Source organism: Antarctobacter heliothermus (genome assembly GCF_900188425.1).
GTDB classification, from domain to species: Bacteria; Pseudomonadota; Alphaproteobacteria; order Rhodobacterales; family Rhodobacteraceae; genus Antarctobacter; species Antarctobacter heliothermus.
Genome location: NZ_FZON01000005.1, coordinates 25,721 through 42,956 on the forward strand (window position 1 = coordinate 25,721; position 17,236 = coordinate 42,956).

Sequence of the window (17,236 nt, forward strand, 5' to 3'; positions counted from 1 at the left end):
TGGGGTGGGATGGGCGACCGCTGTGCGGGACTTGGCCGACGAGTTCGCTTCTTGCCTACGGCTTGATGACCTGCTTAGATCATGCCAAGGTTTGTCCCTGAGCGTGATCAGTAGTCGAAGATCGAAAAATCTATAACTATGAGGGGGGGGGCAAAAGTATGCGAATTGCCCGCTTGGCACTTATTTTTACTGTCTCTACGCCTGTGGTCGCGCAAGAAGACTGTGTGAAGTTCGATGACGATGCGTTTCGGCTCTCTTGCTATGATCGTGCATTCGGCAGGCAAGATTTAGACGAGAGCAAGCGTTCGAGTTCGGAAGACGTGTTGCCAGTCATAACTACTGGCAAAATTCCCACCGCCTTTTTGGAAGCTTTGTCAATCAAGTCTGCCGTTGACTTGATTGAAGCAGTGAACAATGCAAGCGGACTTTACGGCTTGCAAGATGAAATGCGCATTGAGGCGATTGACATTATATTGGGTCATGTCCGTCCTTTGCCAGCGTCTAATGCTGAAGCGAACAGGGACGGATACAACGCATTAGCGACGCTCGATGCGAGTGATCCGATCTATAAACAAAAAGCGAACCGATATGCTGTTGCCGTAGAAGAAAAGCGAGCGTCAATTCTTCGGAGAATGAAAAAACAAACCGATGAGTTTAACGGTAACGTTTTTTATGAGCACCCCAATACTCCGCGCTATACCGATACTCGATCCTACTTAGCCGTTTATGCTGGACAGAACGGGGAGAGAGTATGGCTTCGAATGCGCTTGAACTACACCAATGACAGTTGGCTTTTCGTTGAGACTGCTGCTCTTAACATAGATGGTAAGACCGTAAGGCTGCCATATATGGATTGGAAACGAGATAACGATTCAGAAATATGGGAGTGGATTGACGTTACTGTAGATTCCAGTCTCCGCGCCACTCTGGAAAAGATTTCCGCTTCTAAGTCAACAATCGTTCGGTTTAACGGACGGCAATATTACGATAATGTGACAATCCGAGAAGCGGACAAACAGGTCATTCGAGACATGTTTTTGGTTGAAGAGGTTCTGAGGAGCGAGGTCGACTAGAGCCAATTGAGCGGGTGGATATCAGTCAATATGGCCCCGACCAATCGCTCGATGCCCCCGGGCAGTTGTCGCCAGAGCGCACCACGAAACGCACATGGCTGGCGGTCAGGGCGCGCTCTTCCATTTGATCGGGGTGAGGTAGACGATGTTGTCATCGACACTGACCATCACATCGCCGTCCTGGATATTGACCTGAAGCTTCATCGCGCGGCTGGCCAGATTGGCCAGCGCGGTGGTGTCGGCCTCGGAGAAATTGATCACCTGAAGATTGTCAAACCGCGTGGTGCTGTTCTTGACCTTGTCCCACCACATCTCGGCGGTGCGGCCACCATAGGGATAGACAATCACCTGCCCCGCCTTGGCGCAGGATTGGCGCAAGACCTTTTCGCTGGGCAAGCCCAGTGCCACCCAGACGTCCAACTCACCACTCAAGCTTTTCTGCCAGATGTCCGGCTCATCATCGGTGGACAGCCCCTTGGTCATTTCCAGATGTTCGTGGGCGTTCAGCGCAAAGGCCACAAGACGCACCATCATCCGTTCATCCGTCTCTGACGGGTGTTTGGCGACGGTCAGCTTGTGAGTCTCATAGTAGTGACGATCCATGTCCGAGACAGAGAGTTCGACTTTGTAAATGGTGGCTTTTTGCGCCATGATCTGTCCCGCCCCTTGAATGGATTGGGATGCGTACTCTGTCCGGGGGGTATTGAAAAGCGGATAGGGGGCGTGCCGCGTTCCGGGCTGACGAGCTGGGGCGGTTTGGCAGCTATTCGGCCGGTTTCACCGCGGCGTGGCGGTCCCAGAAATCCACGGCCCTCGCATAAGACGCGGGGTCAATCGGCTGGCCTGATCCCCCCGCCGCGCGGCCAAGGGCGTTGCGCCATTGGGTGATGGGCGGCATCGGCGGCTCTGTCGGGTCCAGTGTGCCGATGATCGACACGATGCCCCAGTCGCAGTCAGGCACGGCCTGATCCTCGGGGTAATCGGCGGCCTCGAGCAGCATCTGGGCGTGGCTGTAGAGGATCACGTCCAGCCAGTTTGCGCGGGGGGCGGGGGTGTCGAACCAGCGTTCCAGCACCGGCATTTCACCCTCACGCCGGGGGCGGTAGCCGCTGCGCAGCAGATGAGCGTTTTCCGCCGTGATGGGGGCAAAGCCGCAGAGGGTGGGGCTATCGTTTTCTAGGAAGAGGTGTTTGCAGAAGGGCGCGTAGCCGTCGACCAGCGGCGCGCCCTCAGCAAGAGCCGCGTTGCAGCGCTGGGTCAGATCCTGCGGCGTGAGGCCAAGGATACGCGTGCCGCTGGCATCCGATTGCCAGTTGCGCAGCGCAAAATCGGTCATGGCGATGGCGGGCGTGGTCAAGAGCGGCCTTTTGGTGGTTTTGTGGGTGGAGGTCCCGGGTCAGGCCCGGGACGGGATTTTTTGGCCGCGCGGCGCGTTTACATCGGCGGCGGGGGCGGCGGCATCACGGTGAAGAGTTGCGCCAGTTCCGTCACCTCTCCGGCGCGTTTCCAGCCATCCTGACCGGGGGTCCAGACGTGGGTTTCGCGGGTCAGTTCCTTGCTGGACACCATCTTGCCCAGGTCCGCCTTGGAGAACGGTCCGGTGGTCTGGCCGTTCACGGCCATATGCCAGACATGTTCGACGGGCGGCGGCGGCGGGGCCATGGCGGCGGGTTGTGGCTGTTGCTGGGCCTGCGAAGCGGCGGCGGGCTGCTGCGCGGGGGCGGCACCCCACGGACCTTGCTGGGCCATCGAGTTGGCCATCTGCATCCCCATCCCGGCCCCAAAGCCCATGCCCATGGATTGATCCATTGCACCGCCCTGGCCCATCGCCTCGGCCGCTTTCCATTTCATGTGGTCGTCGAGATTGCCGGCCAACCCCCGGCTGGTGCGGGCGTCCAGCGCCTTTTCGACGGCCGGCGGCAGCGAGATATTTTCAATATACAGCTCTGCCAGTTCCAGACCGTACTGGTGGATCACCGGGTCGATGGCCTTGCGGATCAGTTCAGAGACTTCGCCGGTGTTGGCGGCCATGTCGAGCACCGGGATGCCGCTGCGCGAGATGTCCTTGGAGAATTCCTGCACGATGATGTTGCGGATCTGAAAGCTGATCTCATCCATCGTGAATTCGCCGTCGGTGCCGACGATTTCGGACATAAAGACGGCGGGGTCGGCAACCTTGATCGCATAGGTGCCAAAGGCGCGAATGCGGGTCGGCCCAAATTCCGGGTCACGCAACATGATGGGGTTTTTGGTGCCCCACTTGAGGTTGGTAAAACGGTTGGTGTTGACGAAATAGATCTCTGACTTGAACGGGCTTTGGAACGCATGGTCCCAATGCTGCAGCGAGGTCATGATCGGCATGTTGTTGGTCTCTAGCATGTAGAGACCGGGGGTGAAGACATCCGCAAGCTGGCCTTCGTGGATAAAGACGGCGGCCTGTCCTTCGCGGACCGTCAGCTTGGCGCCATACTTGATTTCATGGCCTTCACGCTCAAAACGCCAGACCATCGTGTCGCGGGTGTCGTCCGTCCAGTGAATGACGTCGATGAACTGGCCCGATAGAAAATCCCAGATGCCCATGGTGCGGCCTCCAATCGTTAGCTTTAATCGTCGCGGGTGCGATGCTGCGCACAGGGTACGCGATCCTCAGAGTAGCGGAAGCCCCTTCGGCACGTCACGGGGAAATGACGGTGAAAATGCCGCGTGGCCTGTCGGCGGGCCTAGCTAGGTCCGCTGGTGCCCATCAGGTCCGCCGCCTTTTGCTGCACGATCGGCATGGCCTCTTCGGCGCGCATGCCCGGTTTCAGGCGCGGATCGTAGAGGATCTTGAGCAGCAATTCGTCATGGGTGGTCAGCAGCGCAAATTCGTCATCGTCGTTAAAGATCGACGGACGGGCGCGCGGGCTGTCGTTGCCAAGGCCCATGCCCTGGGCCAGTTCCTCATGGATGCAGGAGCGGCGCAGGAGGGGCGGATGTTCCGAGCGGATGATGGCGATGGCGGTGCCGTAGTCATAGCCGCCCGGGCTGCGCGAAAAGGCGACGACGACGCAATGGATGCCGCGCGGCAGGTTGTTGAAGATGCGCAGGGCGTTGGGGTTCACGTCCGGTACGATCTGGCGGATGCGCGGGGCGATCTGGTCCGCGTCATCCTCTGACATGAACAGGACGTGGTAGTTGGGGTTGCTGTCGACCATCGAGATCGGGTGCCCGGTGATGCGCGACAGGCGGGCGGCATAGCTGGCAACCGCGGCCTTTGACGATGCGATCTGGTCCCTTGGCACGTTGGGGCCGAACTCTGTCGTCATGCGGATCGGGATGTTCCATTTCTTGATCGCGCTGGGCGTGCCGGACGACGGGCGCAGGCCGGCGCCGCGTTCATATTCCTCTTCGAGCGCGATGGCGGCGAAATTGCGCACCAGCATCGTGTCGGTATAGGCGGTGTCCGGGCCGCCGCCGTCGGTGCGCAACAGGCCGCGCGCGACCAGATCGTTCTGGACGCGTCCGTAATACTGCGTCAGCGCCTTGCTGGCAGGAGACGCCTCTGGCGTTGCGGCACGGGCGGCGGGCGCGGCCCCGGGGGGGCGCGCCTCTGGTGTGACCGAGGTCTTGCGCGGTGCAAGATCAGACCCGATGCACCCCGACAAGGTCAGGGCCACCGCCACCGCAAACGCCGATCTCAGGCCGCCCCGCACCCTGCTCACCTCAGGACGGAACCGCGCCGGCACCCTGACGGCGCGACTTGGCAGAGGCCAGCGTGTCGCGCAGTTCGGATTCCATCCGTTTGAGTTCTTCCTCGGCCTTGGCGCGGCGCGCCTTGCCTTCATCCGCGATTTGCAGGCTGTCCTCGATGGTGGCGACCAGATCGGCGTTGGCCTGCTTGACCGCCTCGATGTCAAAGACGCCGCGTTCCATTTCCTGACGGATCATCTTGTTGCTGTCGCGCAGGTTGGCGGCGTTCGAGGTCAGCAACTCGTTGGTCAGGTCGTTGGCATCGCGCACGGCGGCGGCGGCCTGTTTCGAGCGCTGGATGGTCAGCGCCTGTGCCAATTGGGTTTCCCACAGCGGTACGGTGTTCACGAGGGTCGAGTTGATCTTGGTCACAAGGCTCTTGTCGTTTTCCTGCACAAGGCGGATCGACGGCAGCGACTGCATGGTGACCTGACGGGTCAGTTTCAGATCGTGCACCCGGCGTTCCAGATCGTCGCGCGAGGCGCGCAGATCGCGCAGTTCCTGCGCCACCATGACCTGATCGTTCTCAGGCGCGGCCTGAACGGCGGCCTCCTTGGCGGGGATCTCCTGGGTGTCCAGCTCTTCGAGCTTGGCCTCACCGGCAGAGATATACAGCGCCAGTTCGTCGTAGAACTGAAGCGTCTTTTCATAGAGCAGGTCCAGCGACTTGATGTCTTTCAGCAGGACATGTTCATGCTTGAGAAGGTCATCAGTGACCTTATCGATCTGGCTCTGGACCGTCTCGTAGCGCGCGGTGAACTTGGCAAAAGGCGCGGCGCGGCCCAGCAGCTTTTCCCACCAGCTGCGCTCACGCCGGACGTCCAGTTCCGAGATGGAAAAGCCGCGGATGGTGGTGACAATGCCGCGCAGGCTGTCGCCTGCCGGGCCGACGTCCTTGTTGCGCACGTCCGCCAGCATCGCCTGGCTGATTTCCTGCAATTCGGCCTGCGCGGCAGAGCCGAAAGAGACAATCGAATTGGTGTCGCCCATGTCGAGCTCTTCCATCCGGCTGCGGATCTCTGCGCTCACCTCGGCGGGCGCGTCCTTGAGCGGCACAACGGCGTTCGCTTCAGCCGGATCGGGCAGCACGACAGCATTGATTTCATCGACCAAGGCAACGGCCTTTTCGGCTTCCTGGCGTGTGTTTTCAGACATGAGATTCCCCGTTCACTAAAATCATCTTCGATCGAGATGGACGCCTTCGCGCTGCAAACGGTCGCGCAGCACCTCGATTTCTACATTCAGGTCTTCGTTGTTGTCGGCCAAAAGCTTGTCAGTCTTCTTGTCAAAGCTTTCCTCAAGATCTGTCAGCAACATCATGTAATCACTGCGCGCCGCGCGGTCATTGGAACGGGCAAAGACATCCGCAAACTTCACCGTCGCGTCGCGGGCCCCCATCAGATAGACGCTGAGAAACTTCTTGGCCCCGGACAGGTCACGCGGGTCTTCCTCTACCGTGCGGATCATTTCGCGCGCTTTGGTGACAAACCGTTCCACGCGCGCCTCGACCTGACGGTCTCCGGCGCGTCTGACGGCATCGGTCATGGCGCTGAGATAGCTTTCGGCCTCGTTCACCACCCGCGCCACGCGGTCCTGGGTGAAGGTGTCGATGCCTTCCATCCCCTTGTCCTTCATCGGGTCGATGCCGAAGGCGCCAAGGTGGAGCGCCCCGGCCGCGCCGCCAAAGATCAGCGGCGCGATCAGCCCTGGTTCGGACCGCCACGCGGCCAACCCGGCCCCGATGCCGCAGAGGGCTGCGGCGAATATCTTGCGCGGGATCGCCGGGCGGCGCGCCACCTTGCGGTCATGGAATGCGGCCTCGGCCAGCAGGCCGTCGCGCAACAGCCATGCGCCCAGCACCAGCACGGCGGCACCGGCAAGGCCCACGGCCATGCCGACAGCCCCGTCATTGATCGACAGGAGCGCAAGGATCACACCGGGAATGAACAACACGTTGGACCGCGCGCCCGCAGGGGCCACGCGCGCCCCGTGATACGCCGGGCGTTCGTCGCGGGGACGGTCATCCAGTCCGCCTGACGCGCCATCGGGGCTGTGCTTTCCGCCAAATCGCTGGGCCATGACGTCAGAGCCCCCCGAATAAGCCGGTTGCCACTCCGAAAAGCAGCACGATCAGCAAGACATAGCTCACCTTCTGCAAGGCGTTTCCCGACATCAGACTCCCCGTTTTCCGGCGCTCTGCCGCGCCTTTTCAACGCAGAACTTAAGGGCAAAATGCTGCACTTGCTAGGGGGAAGTCCGGGGCGCGCCGCTCAGGCGGCGGATTCTCGGGGCATCCGGTCGATCAGCTGATCCGCCTGCCGTTCAAAGGCATCGCGCGCGCCGCGAATGCCGCTGTGTACGGCGAATGCCTCAAAGCTGTCGGTCATGACGTCCAGCTTGGCCAGATAGCGGCGGCGGGCGAAATCCTGACCGGGGGTGTTCCAGGCGGATTCGAGGCGGATCACCTCTTGGTCGAGCAAGGATATGACCTTGTTCACCGGCCGCGCGAGGCGGGCGGATTTCCCCGGATCACCGGTGCTGCGTCGCATCGGACGCAGGACAAGGTGCCGTGCGGTCTGGGTCTTTGTGGTCAGTTCGGTATCTTCAAGCGCGGCAATCCGGTCCGCCAGCGACGCCAGCACCAGTTCGGCGATGTCCGCCGCCGCCACCTGTCGCGCCCGTTCAGAGCCTTTGTTGCGCATCGGGTCCAGCCCGAAGGCGGCAATGCTGAGACCGCAGGCAACCATCCCGGCCAGCGCGGGCATCCACAGGCTGTCGTATTTGAATCCGGCCAGAACCAGCACCACGAACCCGACCATGACAGAGCCGATCAGCTTGCGCGGAACCCGGGGGGCGTGGGCCACTTCGGCACGCTCATAGTCGTGGTGCAAATGCTGCCCGACCGAAATCAGGCGCAACGCCAGCGACAGCACCCAGATCAGCGCAATGGCGGTGGCGATCCCGGCAAAGGAGTCCTGAAACACCCACAGCAGCAGCGGAAAGGCGGCGAGAAACAGAAAGTTTAGCCCCGAGTCGAGCTGCGCCCGGTCCAGCCGGGGCATTTCCAGTTCGTCGGCGTCCTCTGCCGTGTCGGTTTGTCGGGTCTGCTCCGTTGCCATGCGTGTGTCCCCTCAGGCGTAACTCATGATGAAGATCATCAGCCACAGCGCGAAATAGGCCACATGCCGGGTCATTTGTCCGGTCTGGCGGGCGCGGCGCGCATAGGTTGCCACGGCGTCGAAGGTATCGACGGCGACCGTGCGCAGGTTTCCCAGCACCAAGAGCGCCGAGGCCGTGAGAATCGCGAGGGCTATGAATGTTGTCACCATGAGGCCAACATTCGTGCGAAACCGGGCGAAAACGGGGCAATCGCCGGGAAAAAGAAAGAAGAGTTAACGAAGTGTGAAGCCGGATGCGGTTTTTTGGGGGGTCAGTCCTTTTTGGGGGGACGCCGCCGCCGCTGGACGGTGGGCTTGGCTGCCCGACCGGGTTTGCCGGGTTTTCCGGGTTTAGCGGCCGTGGCGGTGCCGACAGGCTCGGGGTCCATGCCCAGTTGGTCGCGCAGGATCTTGCGGCGCACTTCCTCAACCTCGCCCGCCTTCAACTGACCCAGCTGGAACGGACCGTAAGAGGTGCGGATCAGCCGGTTCACGGTCAGGCCGATGTCGGTCATGGCGCGGCGAATCTCACGGTTCTTGCCCTCACGCAGGCCGATGGTCAGCCAGGCGTTGGCCCCCTGCTGGCGGTCCAGCGTGACCTGCATCGGCTGAAACCGCTGGCCATCGACCTCGATGCCCTTGCGCAGCGGGGCGAGGGTGTCGTCCGATGGCCGACCGTTGACGCGCACCCGGTATTTGCGCAGCCAGCCGGTGGAGGGCAGTTCCAGTTTACGCTTGATCGCGCCGTCATTGGTCAGCAGCAGCAACCCCTCGGAATTGAGGTCAAGGCGGCCCACGCTCATGACGCGGGGCAGGTCTTCGGGGAGATCGTCGTAGATCGTCGGGCGGCCCTGTTCGTCGCGGGTGGTGGTCACGCGGCCGGTGGGCTTGTGATACAGCCACAGCCGCGCGGCATCGGGCGCCTTGAGCGGGGTGTCGTCGACGGTGATCTGGTCGGCGTCGGTGACGTTCAGCGCGGGGCTGTCGATCTTCTTGCCGTTCACGGTGACGCGGCCTTCGGCGATCATGCGCTCGGCCTCGCGCCGGCTGGCGCGACCGGCGCGGGCGATGACCTTGGCGATTCGGTCTCCGGGAGGGGTCTTGTTTTCCATCCGCGTCCCATAGCGCGGCGACAGGGCCGGGGGGAAGGGGGTGCAAGGGGGAAGGGGGTCGCAAGCGGCTTTCCCCGGTCGCGCTGTCGCGGTAAGCACCGGAAATGACATTTCGCAGCCATATGGACGCGGCGCTGGACGAGGCGCGCGCCGCCGCGACACGCGGCGAGGTGCCGGTGGGTGCCGTCCTTGTTGCGCCCTCTGGTCAGGTGATCGCGCGGGCGGGCAACCGAACGCGCGCCTTGAACGACCCCACCGCCCATGCCGAGGTGCTGGCGATCCGCGCCGCCTGCGCCGCTGTGGGGGCAGACCGGCTGCCGGACCATGATCTGTACGTCACGCTGGAGCCTTGCCCGATGTGCGCCGCCGCCATCGGGTTTGCCCGCATCCGACGGCTGTATTACGGCGCGGCGGACCCGAAATCCGGCGGCGTGGCGCAGGGGGCGCGGGTGTTTTCCCATCCGCAATGCCACCATGCGCCAGAGATCTATGACGGCATCGGCGCAGAGGCGTCCGCCGCGCTGTTGCGAGACTTCTTTGCGGCGCGGAGGTAAATCATGGCGCGGGTGATCCTGTTCAACAAACCCTTTGGCGTGCTGTCGCAATTCACTGACAAGGGCACCGAAGGCAGCCCGCGCGCCACCCTGTCCGATTATATCGACTTGCCCGGCGTCTATCCGGCGGGGCGGCTGGATCGGGACAGCGAGGGGTTGATGGTGCTGACCGATGACGGCGCGTTGCAGGCGCGCATTTCGTCCCCCAAGTACAAGCGCCCCAAAAGCTATCTGGCGCAGGTCGAGGGCGTGCCGTCGGAGGACCAACTGGCGCAGCTGCGCAAGGGGGTGACGCTGAAGGACGGGCCGACGCGCCCGGCCAAGGTCGCCCGGATCGACCCGCCCGATCTGTGGGAGCGTGATCCGCCGGTGCGGTTTCGCAAGACGGTGCCGGACGGTTGGCTGCAACTGACCATCACCGAGGGCCGCAACCGGCAGGTGCGCCGGATGTGCGCCCATGTGGGTCTGCCCTGCCTGCGGCTGGTGCGCTGGTCGGTCGGAGACTGGACACTGGACGGGCTGGAGCCGGGTCAGTGGACGGACGCCTTCACAGGCTGAAATCTCCTTAAAGTTGAAGAATGCGCCAATTGTGATACCATAGCGGTGCATTTTCAGCATTTAGGAGATTTGACATGGCCAGACCCACAGCGGACCCACGTCCGACGTCCAAATATGACAGGCACCTGTCTCAGCGGCTTGACCAGATAGAGGAGGTTCTGGCGCAACTCTCTGCGCAAAACGGTGGCGGGCCGGGCGGGCAAAACCCCGGCGATGCGGCGCATCTGGGGCAATGCGACATGCCCAAGGTGCCGGAACGGGTGCTGGGCCCCGGCGTGTCGGACGAACGCGCCAGCCTGATCCGTTATGTTGACCGCAAATGGGTCAACGGCACCACCCTGCGCTATTTCCTGTTCGATGACGGTCCCTTTGCCGGGGATGCGTTCAACATGGACAAGGTGCGCGAGGGGTTCCAGATCTGGGCCGATGTGGGCATCGGGCTGAATTTCGAGGAAACCGAAGATATTGACGAGGCCGAGGTGCGGATCGGCTTTCAACCCGGCGGGTCGTGGTCCTATGTAGGGCGCGACGTGATCGACATTCCCGGCCAGAACGAGCGCACGATGAACATCGGCTGGGATCTGCGCAACGACCCGCGCGGCGTTGATACGGCGGTGCATGAGATCGGCCATACGCTGGGCTTTCCGCATGAACACCAGAACCCGTTTTCCGGCATCGTCTGGGACGAGGACGCGGTCTATGCCTATTTCGCCGGGCCGCCGAACAGTTGGAGTCGGGAGCAGACCTTTCACAATGTGCTGCGCAAGCTGACATCTGCCGATGTGGAAGGGTCGGAGTGGGACCCGGATTCCGTCATGCACTATGGGTTTGGTCCCGGGCTGATCCTGGAGCCGGATGAATACCGCACCGGGTTGCGGCCCGAACTGGGGCTGAGCGATACGGACAAGGCCGAGGTGAAAAAGTTCTACCCCAAGGCAGAGGCAGAAAAGACCACGCTGCTGGAGCCGTTCAAATCGGCGGTTCTGGACATGATGCCCGCCGATCAGGTCAATTTCCTGCTGCAACCGACGGCGACGCGGGACTACACCATCCGCTCTTTCGGTCGGGCCGACATGCTGATGGTCCTGTTCCGCAAGGACGGCGAGACGGCGCGTTTCATGGCCGGATCGGACGACGCCGGCACAGAGGACAACGCGGAAATCACCATCCGCCTGTTGCAGGGGGAAGAGTACATCCTGCGCGTGCGCATGATGTCCCATTTCGGCAGCGGCCGGGTGGCGGTGATGTACTGGTAGGGGGCGCCTAGACCCACTTTGCCAGCGGCGGCAGGCTCATCAATACGGCGTTTGCGTCGTGGCCTGTCGCCAGACCAAACTTGGTGCCCCGGTCGTAGACAAGGTTGTATTCCGCATACAGGCCGCGATGGACCAGCTGCGTGTCCTTGTCCGCATCGGTGAACTCCTGCGTGCGGCGCTGTTCCACCAGAGGCAGATAGGCGGGCAGAAAGGCACGGCCAATGTCCTGGGTCAGGGCAAAATCCGCCTCCCAATCGCCGGTGTTGCGGTCGTCCATGAAGATGCCGCCGACGCCGCGCGCCCGGTGGCGGTGGGGGATGTAGAAATACTCATCCGCCCAAGCCTTGAGTTCCGGGTACAGAGTATCGCCATGCGGGTCCAGATGCGCCTTTTGGGTGGCGTGGAAATGCGCGGTGTCCGCGTCGTATTCGATGCAGGGGTTCAGATCCGACCCGCCGCCGAACCACCAGGCGCCGGGGGTCCAGAACATGCGGGTGTTCATGTGGACGGCAGGGGCGTGCGGGTTCTGCATATGCGCCACAAGGCTGATGCCAGAGGCCCAGAAACGCGGGTCGCTGTCCATGCCCGGAACGCCGCGCGCGGCCATCGCCTTTTGCGCAGCGTCGCCCAGCGTGCCGTAGACGGTCGAGACGTTGACGCCAACCTTTTCGAACACCCGACCGCCGCGCATCACGCTCATCAAGCCACCGCCCGCGTCAGAGCCGTCATCCGAGGCGCGTTTGGTTTCCGTCACCTCGAATCGGCCCGGGGTCATGTCTGAAAAGGGGTCGTTGGCGTGGCTGTCCTCGAGCGTCTCAAAGGCGGTGACGATCTCATCGCGCAACTGGCGGAACCAGTCGCTTGTGCGGGTCTTTTCGGCGTCCATCATGCGGCGTCCTCCGTTTTGGGGATGTCTAGGGCGACGCCCGGCCCGGTTCAAGCGCCCGGTTCAAGCGCCCGGTTCAAGCGCCCGTGTCAGTGCGCCCGTGTCAGTGCGCCGGGGCGGCCACCGGGTCCAGCAGGGTACGCCCGCCGTCCACGGTCATGATCTGGCCGGTGACGAATCCTGCGCCTTCGCAGGACAGGAACTGCACCGACTCGGCCAGTTCACGCGGGGCCGCGATCCGGCCCAGCGGGGTGTGATCCTCAATGTCGGAGCGGTAACTCTTGTGCTCGCGCAGCGTGTCCTTGAGGCTGGCGGACATGACAGAGCCAAAGGCCACCGCATTGACGCGGATGCGGTGCGGGGCCAGCGCCACCGCCATCGAGCGGGTCATCTGGTCCAGCGCGGCGCAGGACACCGAATAGCCCAGCAGTTCCGGGTGGGTGCGGCGGGCGGCGATGGACGACAGGTTGACGATGGCGCCCACCTGCCCCTCTTCCTGTCCCTCGGCCTGTTTGATCATGCGGCGCGCGACCAGCTGCGTCATGCGATAGGCGGTTGTCAGGTTTTGCGACAACAGCTGTTCGACGGTGTCATCCTCAAGGTCCAGCGGATCAGAGGTCAGCAGTTGCCGCGATCCGTTGATCAGGATGTCGACCCGGTCAAAGGCGTCCAGCGTGGCCGACAGCAGGTTGGCCATGGTCAGACGCTCACGCAGGTCGCCGGCGAAATAGCGGAGCGTGCTGTCCTCGGACGTGTCGCCGCATTCCTTCATCAACTGAGGCTCGTCCATATCGGCGAGCATGACGTTGGCCCCCTTATTGGCAAAGTGCCGGGCGATGGCCAGTCCCACGCCGTTGGCGGCGCCGGTGACGATGGCGGTCTTGCCTTGGATGGAGAAACTCATGTGTGCCTCGTTGGGGTTGTCCGGCCAATCAGGCCGGGTTCAGCGCCGCTGGCGCGTCGGTTTGGCGGCATGAAGGATCTTGAAACGGGTGTCGCCGCCGATCTCGGAGGTTTCGCGGAACGTCTCGCCAAGGGCGGTTTCATAGGGCAGGTGGCGATTGGCAACAAGCCAGAGCCGCCCATGCGGGGCCAGCATCCGCGCGGCGGCAGTGACAAAGGCGCGCCCGATCTGCGGGTCTGCCTTGCGGCCCTGATGAAAGGGCGGGTTCATGATGACACCGTCCAGCGCCGCGGGCGGGGTCCAGTCGGTGGCATCGGCCCAGTGAAACGCGGCGCGCGGGTCGGTGACATTCTCGCGGGCGCAGTCCAGCGCGGTCTTGTCCGCCTCGACCAGATGAAGTTCGGTGAGGCCGGGACGGGTGAGCGCTGCGCGCGACAGCCAGCCCCAGCCAGCACCCAGATCGGCAAAGCGGCCCTTGAGCGTGTCGGGCAGGGCGGCGGCCAGCGCCTGCGAGGCCGGGTCCGGGCCGTCGGCGGAAAACACGCCGGGCGCGGTCAGATCGCCCGACGGCAGGCGCGCGGGGGCGTGGTGCCAGTCAGACAGGTCCACACCGCCCTGAAACCACAGGCATTTGCCATGCGCCTTGGAGACCTGACCAAGAAGGGGCAGGCGGGCGCGCAGCGCCTTGGCGATGGATTCGATCCCGTCCGTCTTGGCCCCGTCGACAATGACCAGCCCGTCCGGCGTCAGCGCGCTGGCCTGAGCGATGCGGAGTTCGGCCAGATTGCGCGCGCGGGGCAGGGTGACGACAACGGCGGCGTAGGGCCCAACGACATCGGTCCGGGTGGTCACACCGCGACGTTGCCAGGCGGCATGATCGGGGAAAAAGCCTTGGATGACCTCGACGCGCGAGGGATCAAGCGCATCAAGGAGGGCATCGCCCGGCGCACCGAACAGGGCAATGGTCCCGCTGTCCGGCAGGACAAGGCCACCGGTGGCAAGGGCGTAAGAGAGGCGATCTGCTGACATGGGGCGGAACGGCGCGGGCGCCTATTCCTTCTCCATTGTGCATTGCAGGGGGTGCTGGTGGCGGCGGGCGAAATCCATCACCTGTCCCACCTTGGTCTCTGCGATCTCATGGCTGAAGACACCGACCACGGCGACGCCTTTCTTGTGGACCGTCAACATGACCTCAAACGCCTGTGCGTGGGTCATGCCGAAAAACCGTTCCAGCACATGCACGACAAATTCCATTGGCGTGTAGTCGTCATTCAGCAGCAGCACTTTGTACAGCGGCGGGCGTTTTGTCTTGGGCTTGGTCTGGACGGCCACGCCGACATCGTCCTCGCCGTCAGTGGGCGGGGTGTCCGTCATCATGAACGTCCGTGTGATGGAGGCGTCTGTCATCGAACCGTTCGCGCATTGGGTTTCCAGGTACGGCCTCTTTATATAGGCTAAGGCGTGTTGCCGAAAAGGGGGCCGTTGGGGCTGAATACAGGATGGCGGGAAAACTGCAAACAATCGGATTCGATGCCGACGATACCCTGTGGCACAACGAACGCTTTTTCGTGCTGACTCAGGACCGTTTCGCAGATCTGCTGCGTGACTACGCAGAGCGCGACCATTTGGCCGACCGGCTGATCGAATCGGAGCGGCGCAATATCGGCCACTATGGATTCGGTGTAAAAGGTTTTGTCCTGTCGATGATCGAGACAGCCATCGAGGTGACAGAGGGGCGCGTGCCGGCCTCTGTCATATCAGAGCTGATGGCGGCGGGGCGTGAGATGCTGGCCCACCCGATCGAGCTGTTGCCCCATGCCCGTGAGGCGGTCGAGACGGTGGCCGGCACGCACCGCGTGGTCCTGATCACCAAGGGCGACCTGCTGCACCAGGAACGCAAACTGGCGCAATCCGGTTTGGGAGAGCTGTTTGACGCGGTCGAGATCGTGTCGGACAAGCAGCCGGACACCTATGCGCGCATCTTCGCAACAACGCCGGGCGGGGCCAGCGCGGCGATGATGGTCGGAAATTCGATGAAATCGGATGTGGTTCCGGCCATCGCTGCGGGCGCGTGGGGCGTACATGTGCCGCATGATCTGGCCTGGGCGCTGGAACACGCCGACGCCCCCGAAACACCGCGCTTTCGCACCGTTGCGGATCTGGGTGATCTGCCGGACCTTGTGGCCGAGATCGGCTGATCCCGCAGGACAGCCGAGTCGCCACATTCCTGCCTTAATTCGTCACAATCCCGCCGCATTGGACGGTCTAGGGGGCGGATCGGGGAAAATCGCAACATGTAGAAACGTGCCTGCAGTAAAACCATTAGAAATCAGTATATTGCCGCCTTCTCTTGAAGTCGCTCTCATGTTAACATGACCTTAACCACGGTGCTGGCAGAGTCGCATCGGGACAAAGAAAAGAACCCCAACCGAAAAATCGGGGGGACGAGGCAGAAAGGCAGTGAATCGTGACGGGACGTCGCAGGACTCCGGGCCATTTTGGCCTGCTCATCTTCATGTTTGTTTGGCTGATGGTACTCGTGCCTCTCAGCGTGGCCGCCGCACCCTATGCGGCCATGGTGATGGACGCGCGCAACGGCAAGGTTCTGCATGCGCAGAACGCCGATACCCGGCTGCATCCGGCCTCACTGACCAAGATGATGACGCTCTATGTCGTCTTCGAGGCGGTGCAGAACGGCGAAATCACAATGGACACGCTGGTCACGGTGTCGCGCAAGGCCGCCTCTGAGGAGCCGTCAAAGCTGGGCTTGCGGCCGGGGCAGAAGATCAAGCTGCGTTACCTTGTGCGGGCGGCGGCGGTGAAATCCGCCAATGACGCCGCCACCGCGATGGCCGAGGCGATCGAAGGCTCCGAAGCGGCCTTTGCCCGGCGGATGAATCGCACGGCGCAGGCCATGGGCATGACCCGCACCACCTTCAAAAACGCGCACGGCCTGACCGAAAGCGGACACCTGTCCACGGCGCGCGACATGACGATCCTGGGACGGCATGTGATCTATGACTATCCGCAGTATTACAATCTGTTCTCACGCAAGACGGCGGATGCCGGGGTGCGGCAGGTGTCGCACACCAATTCGCGGCTGCTGAATTCCTACAAGGGCGCGGATGGCATCAAGACCGGCTATACCCGCGCTGCGGGGTTCAACCTTGTGGCTTCAGCCGAGCGTGGCAAGGAACGTGTCATTGCAACCGTTTTTGGTGGCCGTTCGACCGCATCGCGCAATGCACGGGTCGAAGAGCTGCTGGACCTCGGGTTCAAGAAATCCCCGGCATGGGCCAACAATCGTGCGCCCAAGGCACCGCCCTATCTGGGCAAGGGGGCAGGCGCGGTTGTCGTGGCCAAGACATCGGACCCCGTCCCCGGAACGCGGGCCAAGTCGATCCGCGTCGCGTCGGCGGCGGTCACGCGCAGCCTGCGGCCGCAGGCCCGTCCCGGTAGCGTTGTCACACCCGGCATGGTGGCGCCGATTGTGGCGTCGGTGGGCAAGGACATCGAGCGGGAGCTACAAGAGATCGCCATGGTCTCTGACACGGCGCCAAGCCCGATCCCAGACGCGGCACCAGACCCCGTACCAGAGGCCATGGTGGTCAGCGCGGTCGCGCCGACCGCCTCCATCAAGCCGGTGCAGCGGCCCGTCGGCGTGGCCGCCGCCGCGGCGACACTGACGTTCAAGGATACCCCGACCCCGGCGCGCAAGGCCGAGGTGGTGACCCGTCTGTCGACCTCGGGCGGTCGGCATTGGGGCATCAATGTGGGCCGCTATCCCAGCGAATATGCCGCGCAAAAGATCCTGTTGCAGACCGCGCTTGCCGAAACCGCGTCGCTGGATGGCGCGTCGCGCAAGGTGGTCCGGGGCAAGACGGGCTTTGACGCCAACTTTATGGGAATGACCCGGGACAGCGCCGAACTGGCCTGTCGGCGGCTTCAGGCGCGCCAGATCACCTGTTTCATGGTTGGACCGGGCTGAGCCTGTACCGAGTGCATG

General features: G+C 62.9%; 19 protein-coding genes. 6 read left to right on the top strand and 13 right to left on the bottom strand.

Annotated elements, in window-relative coordinates; all coding sequences use genetic code 11:
- Window positions 1–158: 158 nt before the first annotated feature.
- Window positions 159–1,073 carry a hypothetical protein gene (locus CHB90_RS03915; protein ID WP_089276554.1) on the top strand — a complete coding sequence of 305 codons (915 nt, stop codon included), beginning with the start codon at window positions 159–161 and terminating at the stop codon, window positions 1,071–1,073.
- A gap of 105 nt (window positions 1,074–1,178) precedes the next feature.
- On the opposite strand, the gene CHB90_RS03920 is transcribed toward CHB90_RS03915, so the two are convergent.
- From CHB90_RS03920 to CHB90_RS03960, 9 genes are all read right to left on the bottom strand, one after another.
- Window positions 1,179–1,724, bottom strand: a complete 546-nt coding sequence (locus CHB90_RS03920; protein ID WP_089276555.1) for a YaeQ family protein — start codon at window positions 1,722–1,724, stop codon at window positions 1,179–1,181.
- A 112-nt stretch (window positions 1,725–1,836) separates the two neighbouring features.
- On the bottom strand, window positions 1,837–2,430 hold the full coding sequence (locus tag CHB90_RS03925; protein WP_089276556.1) for a DUF3228 family protein: 594 nt from the start codon (window positions 2,428–2,430) through the stop codon (window positions 1,837–1,839).
- A gap of 77 nt (window positions 2,431–2,507) precedes the next feature.
- On the bottom strand, window positions 2,508–3,653 hold the full coding sequence (locus CHB90_RS03930) for an SPFH domain-containing protein (protein ID WP_089276557.1): 1,146 nt from the start codon (window positions 3,651–3,653) through the stop codon (window positions 2,508–2,510).
- Window positions 3,654–3,793: 140 nt separating this feature from the next.
- The gene (locus CHB90_RS03935; RefSeq protein WP_170940974.1) at window positions 3,794–4,765 is read right to left on the bottom strand and encodes a DUF2927 domain-containing protein; all 972 of its coding nucleotides are present in this window, start codon (window positions 4,763–4,765) and stop codon (window positions 3,794–3,796) included.
- A gap of 10 nt (window positions 4,766–4,775) precedes the next feature.
- Entirely contained in the window at window positions 4,776–5,957 is a 1,182-nt protein-coding gene (locus CHB90_RS03940; protein ID WP_089276559.1) for a toxic anion resistance protein, read from the bottom strand.
- A gap of 21 nt (window positions 5,958–5,978) precedes the next feature.
- Window positions 5,979–6,881 carry a 5-bromo-4-chloroindolyl phosphate hydrolysis family protein gene (locus tag CHB90_RS03945; protein ID WP_089276560.1) on the bottom strand — a complete coding sequence of 301 codons (903 nt, stop codon included), beginning with the start codon at window positions 6,879–6,881 and terminating at the stop codon, window positions 5,979–5,981.
- 191 nt (window positions 6,882–7,072) lie between these two features.
- Window positions 7,073–7,921, bottom strand: a complete 849-nt coding sequence (locus CHB90_RS03950) for a hypothetical protein (protein ID WP_089276561.1) — start codon at window positions 7,919–7,921, stop codon at window positions 7,073–7,075.
- 12 nt (window positions 7,922–7,933) lie between these two features.
- Window positions 7,934–8,131: a hypothetical protein gene (locus CHB90_RS03955; RefSeq protein WP_089276562.1), complete on the bottom strand. Its 198-nt coding sequence runs from the start codon at window positions 8,129–8,131 to the stop codon at window positions 7,934–7,936.
- 101 nt (window positions 8,132–8,232) lie between these two features.
- Window positions 8,233–9,072 (bottom strand): pseudouridine synthase, encoded by an 840-nt coding sequence (locus tag CHB90_RS03960; protein ID WP_089276563.1) that lies wholly within the window; start codon window positions 9,070–9,072, stop codon window positions 8,233–8,235.
- 104 nt (window positions 9,073–9,176) lie between these two features.
- On the opposite strand from CHB90_RS03960, the gene CHB90_RS03965 reads away from it, so the two are divergent.
- From CHB90_RS03965 to CHB90_RS03975, 3 genes are all read left to right on the top strand, one after another.
- Window positions 9,177–9,626, top strand: a complete 450-nt coding sequence (locus tag CHB90_RS03965) for a nucleoside deaminase (protein ID WP_089276564.1) — start codon at window positions 9,177–9,179, stop codon at window positions 9,624–9,626.
- A 3-nt stretch (window positions 9,627–9,629) separates the two neighbouring features.
- On the top strand, window positions 9,630–10,184 hold the full coding sequence (locus CHB90_RS03970; RefSeq protein ID WP_089276565.1) for an rRNA large subunit pseudouridine synthase E: 555 nt from the start codon (window positions 9,630–9,632) through the stop codon (window positions 10,182–10,184).
- 74 nt (window positions 10,185–10,258) lie between these two features.
- Window positions 10,259–11,440 carry a M12 family metallopeptidase gene (locus CHB90_RS03975; RefSeq protein ID WP_089276566.1) on the top strand — a complete coding sequence of 394 codons (1,182 nt, stop codon included), beginning with the start codon at window positions 10,259–10,261 and terminating at the stop codon, window positions 11,438–11,440.
- A 7-nt stretch (window positions 11,441–11,447) separates the two neighbouring features.
- Here the strand turns inward: CHB90_RS03975 and hemF are convergent, their stop codons facing one another.
- The 4 genes from hemF to clpS all read right to left on the bottom strand — a co-directional run bounded on the left by hemF (window position 11,448) and on the right by clpS (window position 14,607).
- The gene (gene hemF / locus CHB90_RS03980; RefSeq protein ID WP_089276567.1) at window positions 11,448–12,329 is read right to left on the bottom strand and encodes an oxygen-dependent coproporphyrinogen oxidase; all 882 of its coding nucleotides are present in this window, start codon (window positions 12,327–12,329) and stop codon (window positions 11,448–11,450) included.
- Between the two features lie 100 nt (window positions 12,330–12,429).
- On the bottom strand, window positions 12,430–13,230 hold the full coding sequence (locus tag CHB90_RS03985; protein ID WP_089276568.1) for an SDR family NAD(P)-dependent oxidoreductase: 801 nt from the start codon (window positions 13,228–13,230) through the stop codon (window positions 12,430–12,432).
- A gap of 39 nt (window positions 13,231–13,269) precedes the next feature.
- Window positions 13,270–14,259 carry a class I SAM-dependent methyltransferase gene (locus CHB90_RS03990; protein WP_089276569.1) on the bottom strand — a complete coding sequence of 330 codons (990 nt, stop codon included), beginning with the start codon at window positions 14,257–14,259 and terminating at the stop codon, window positions 13,270–13,272.
- A gap of 21 nt (window positions 14,260–14,280) precedes the next feature.
- Window positions 14,281–14,607, bottom strand: coding sequence for an ATP-dependent Clp protease adapter ClpS (gene clpS / locus CHB90_RS03995; RefSeq protein WP_245823163.1), 327 nt, complete (start codon window positions 14,605–14,607; stop codon window positions 14,281–14,283).
- A gap of 122 nt (window positions 14,608–14,729) precedes the next feature.
- Between clpS and CHB90_RS04000 the strand changes: the two genes are divergently transcribed.
- Together CHB90_RS04000 and CHB90_RS04005 are read left to right on the top strand one after the other, a co-directional pair.
- Window positions 14,730–15,428, top strand: coding sequence for an HAD family hydrolase (locus tag CHB90_RS04000; protein WP_089276571.1), 699 nt, complete (start codon window positions 14,730–14,732; stop codon window positions 15,426–15,428).
- 332 nt (window positions 15,429–15,760) lie between these two features.
- Window positions 15,761–17,218, top strand: a complete 1,458-nt coding sequence (locus CHB90_RS04005) for a D-alanyl-D-alanine carboxypeptidase family protein (protein WP_089276677.1) — start codon at window positions 15,761–15,763, stop codon at window positions 17,216–17,218.
- The last annotated feature ends 18 nt before the right edge of the window (window positions 17,219–17,236 follow it).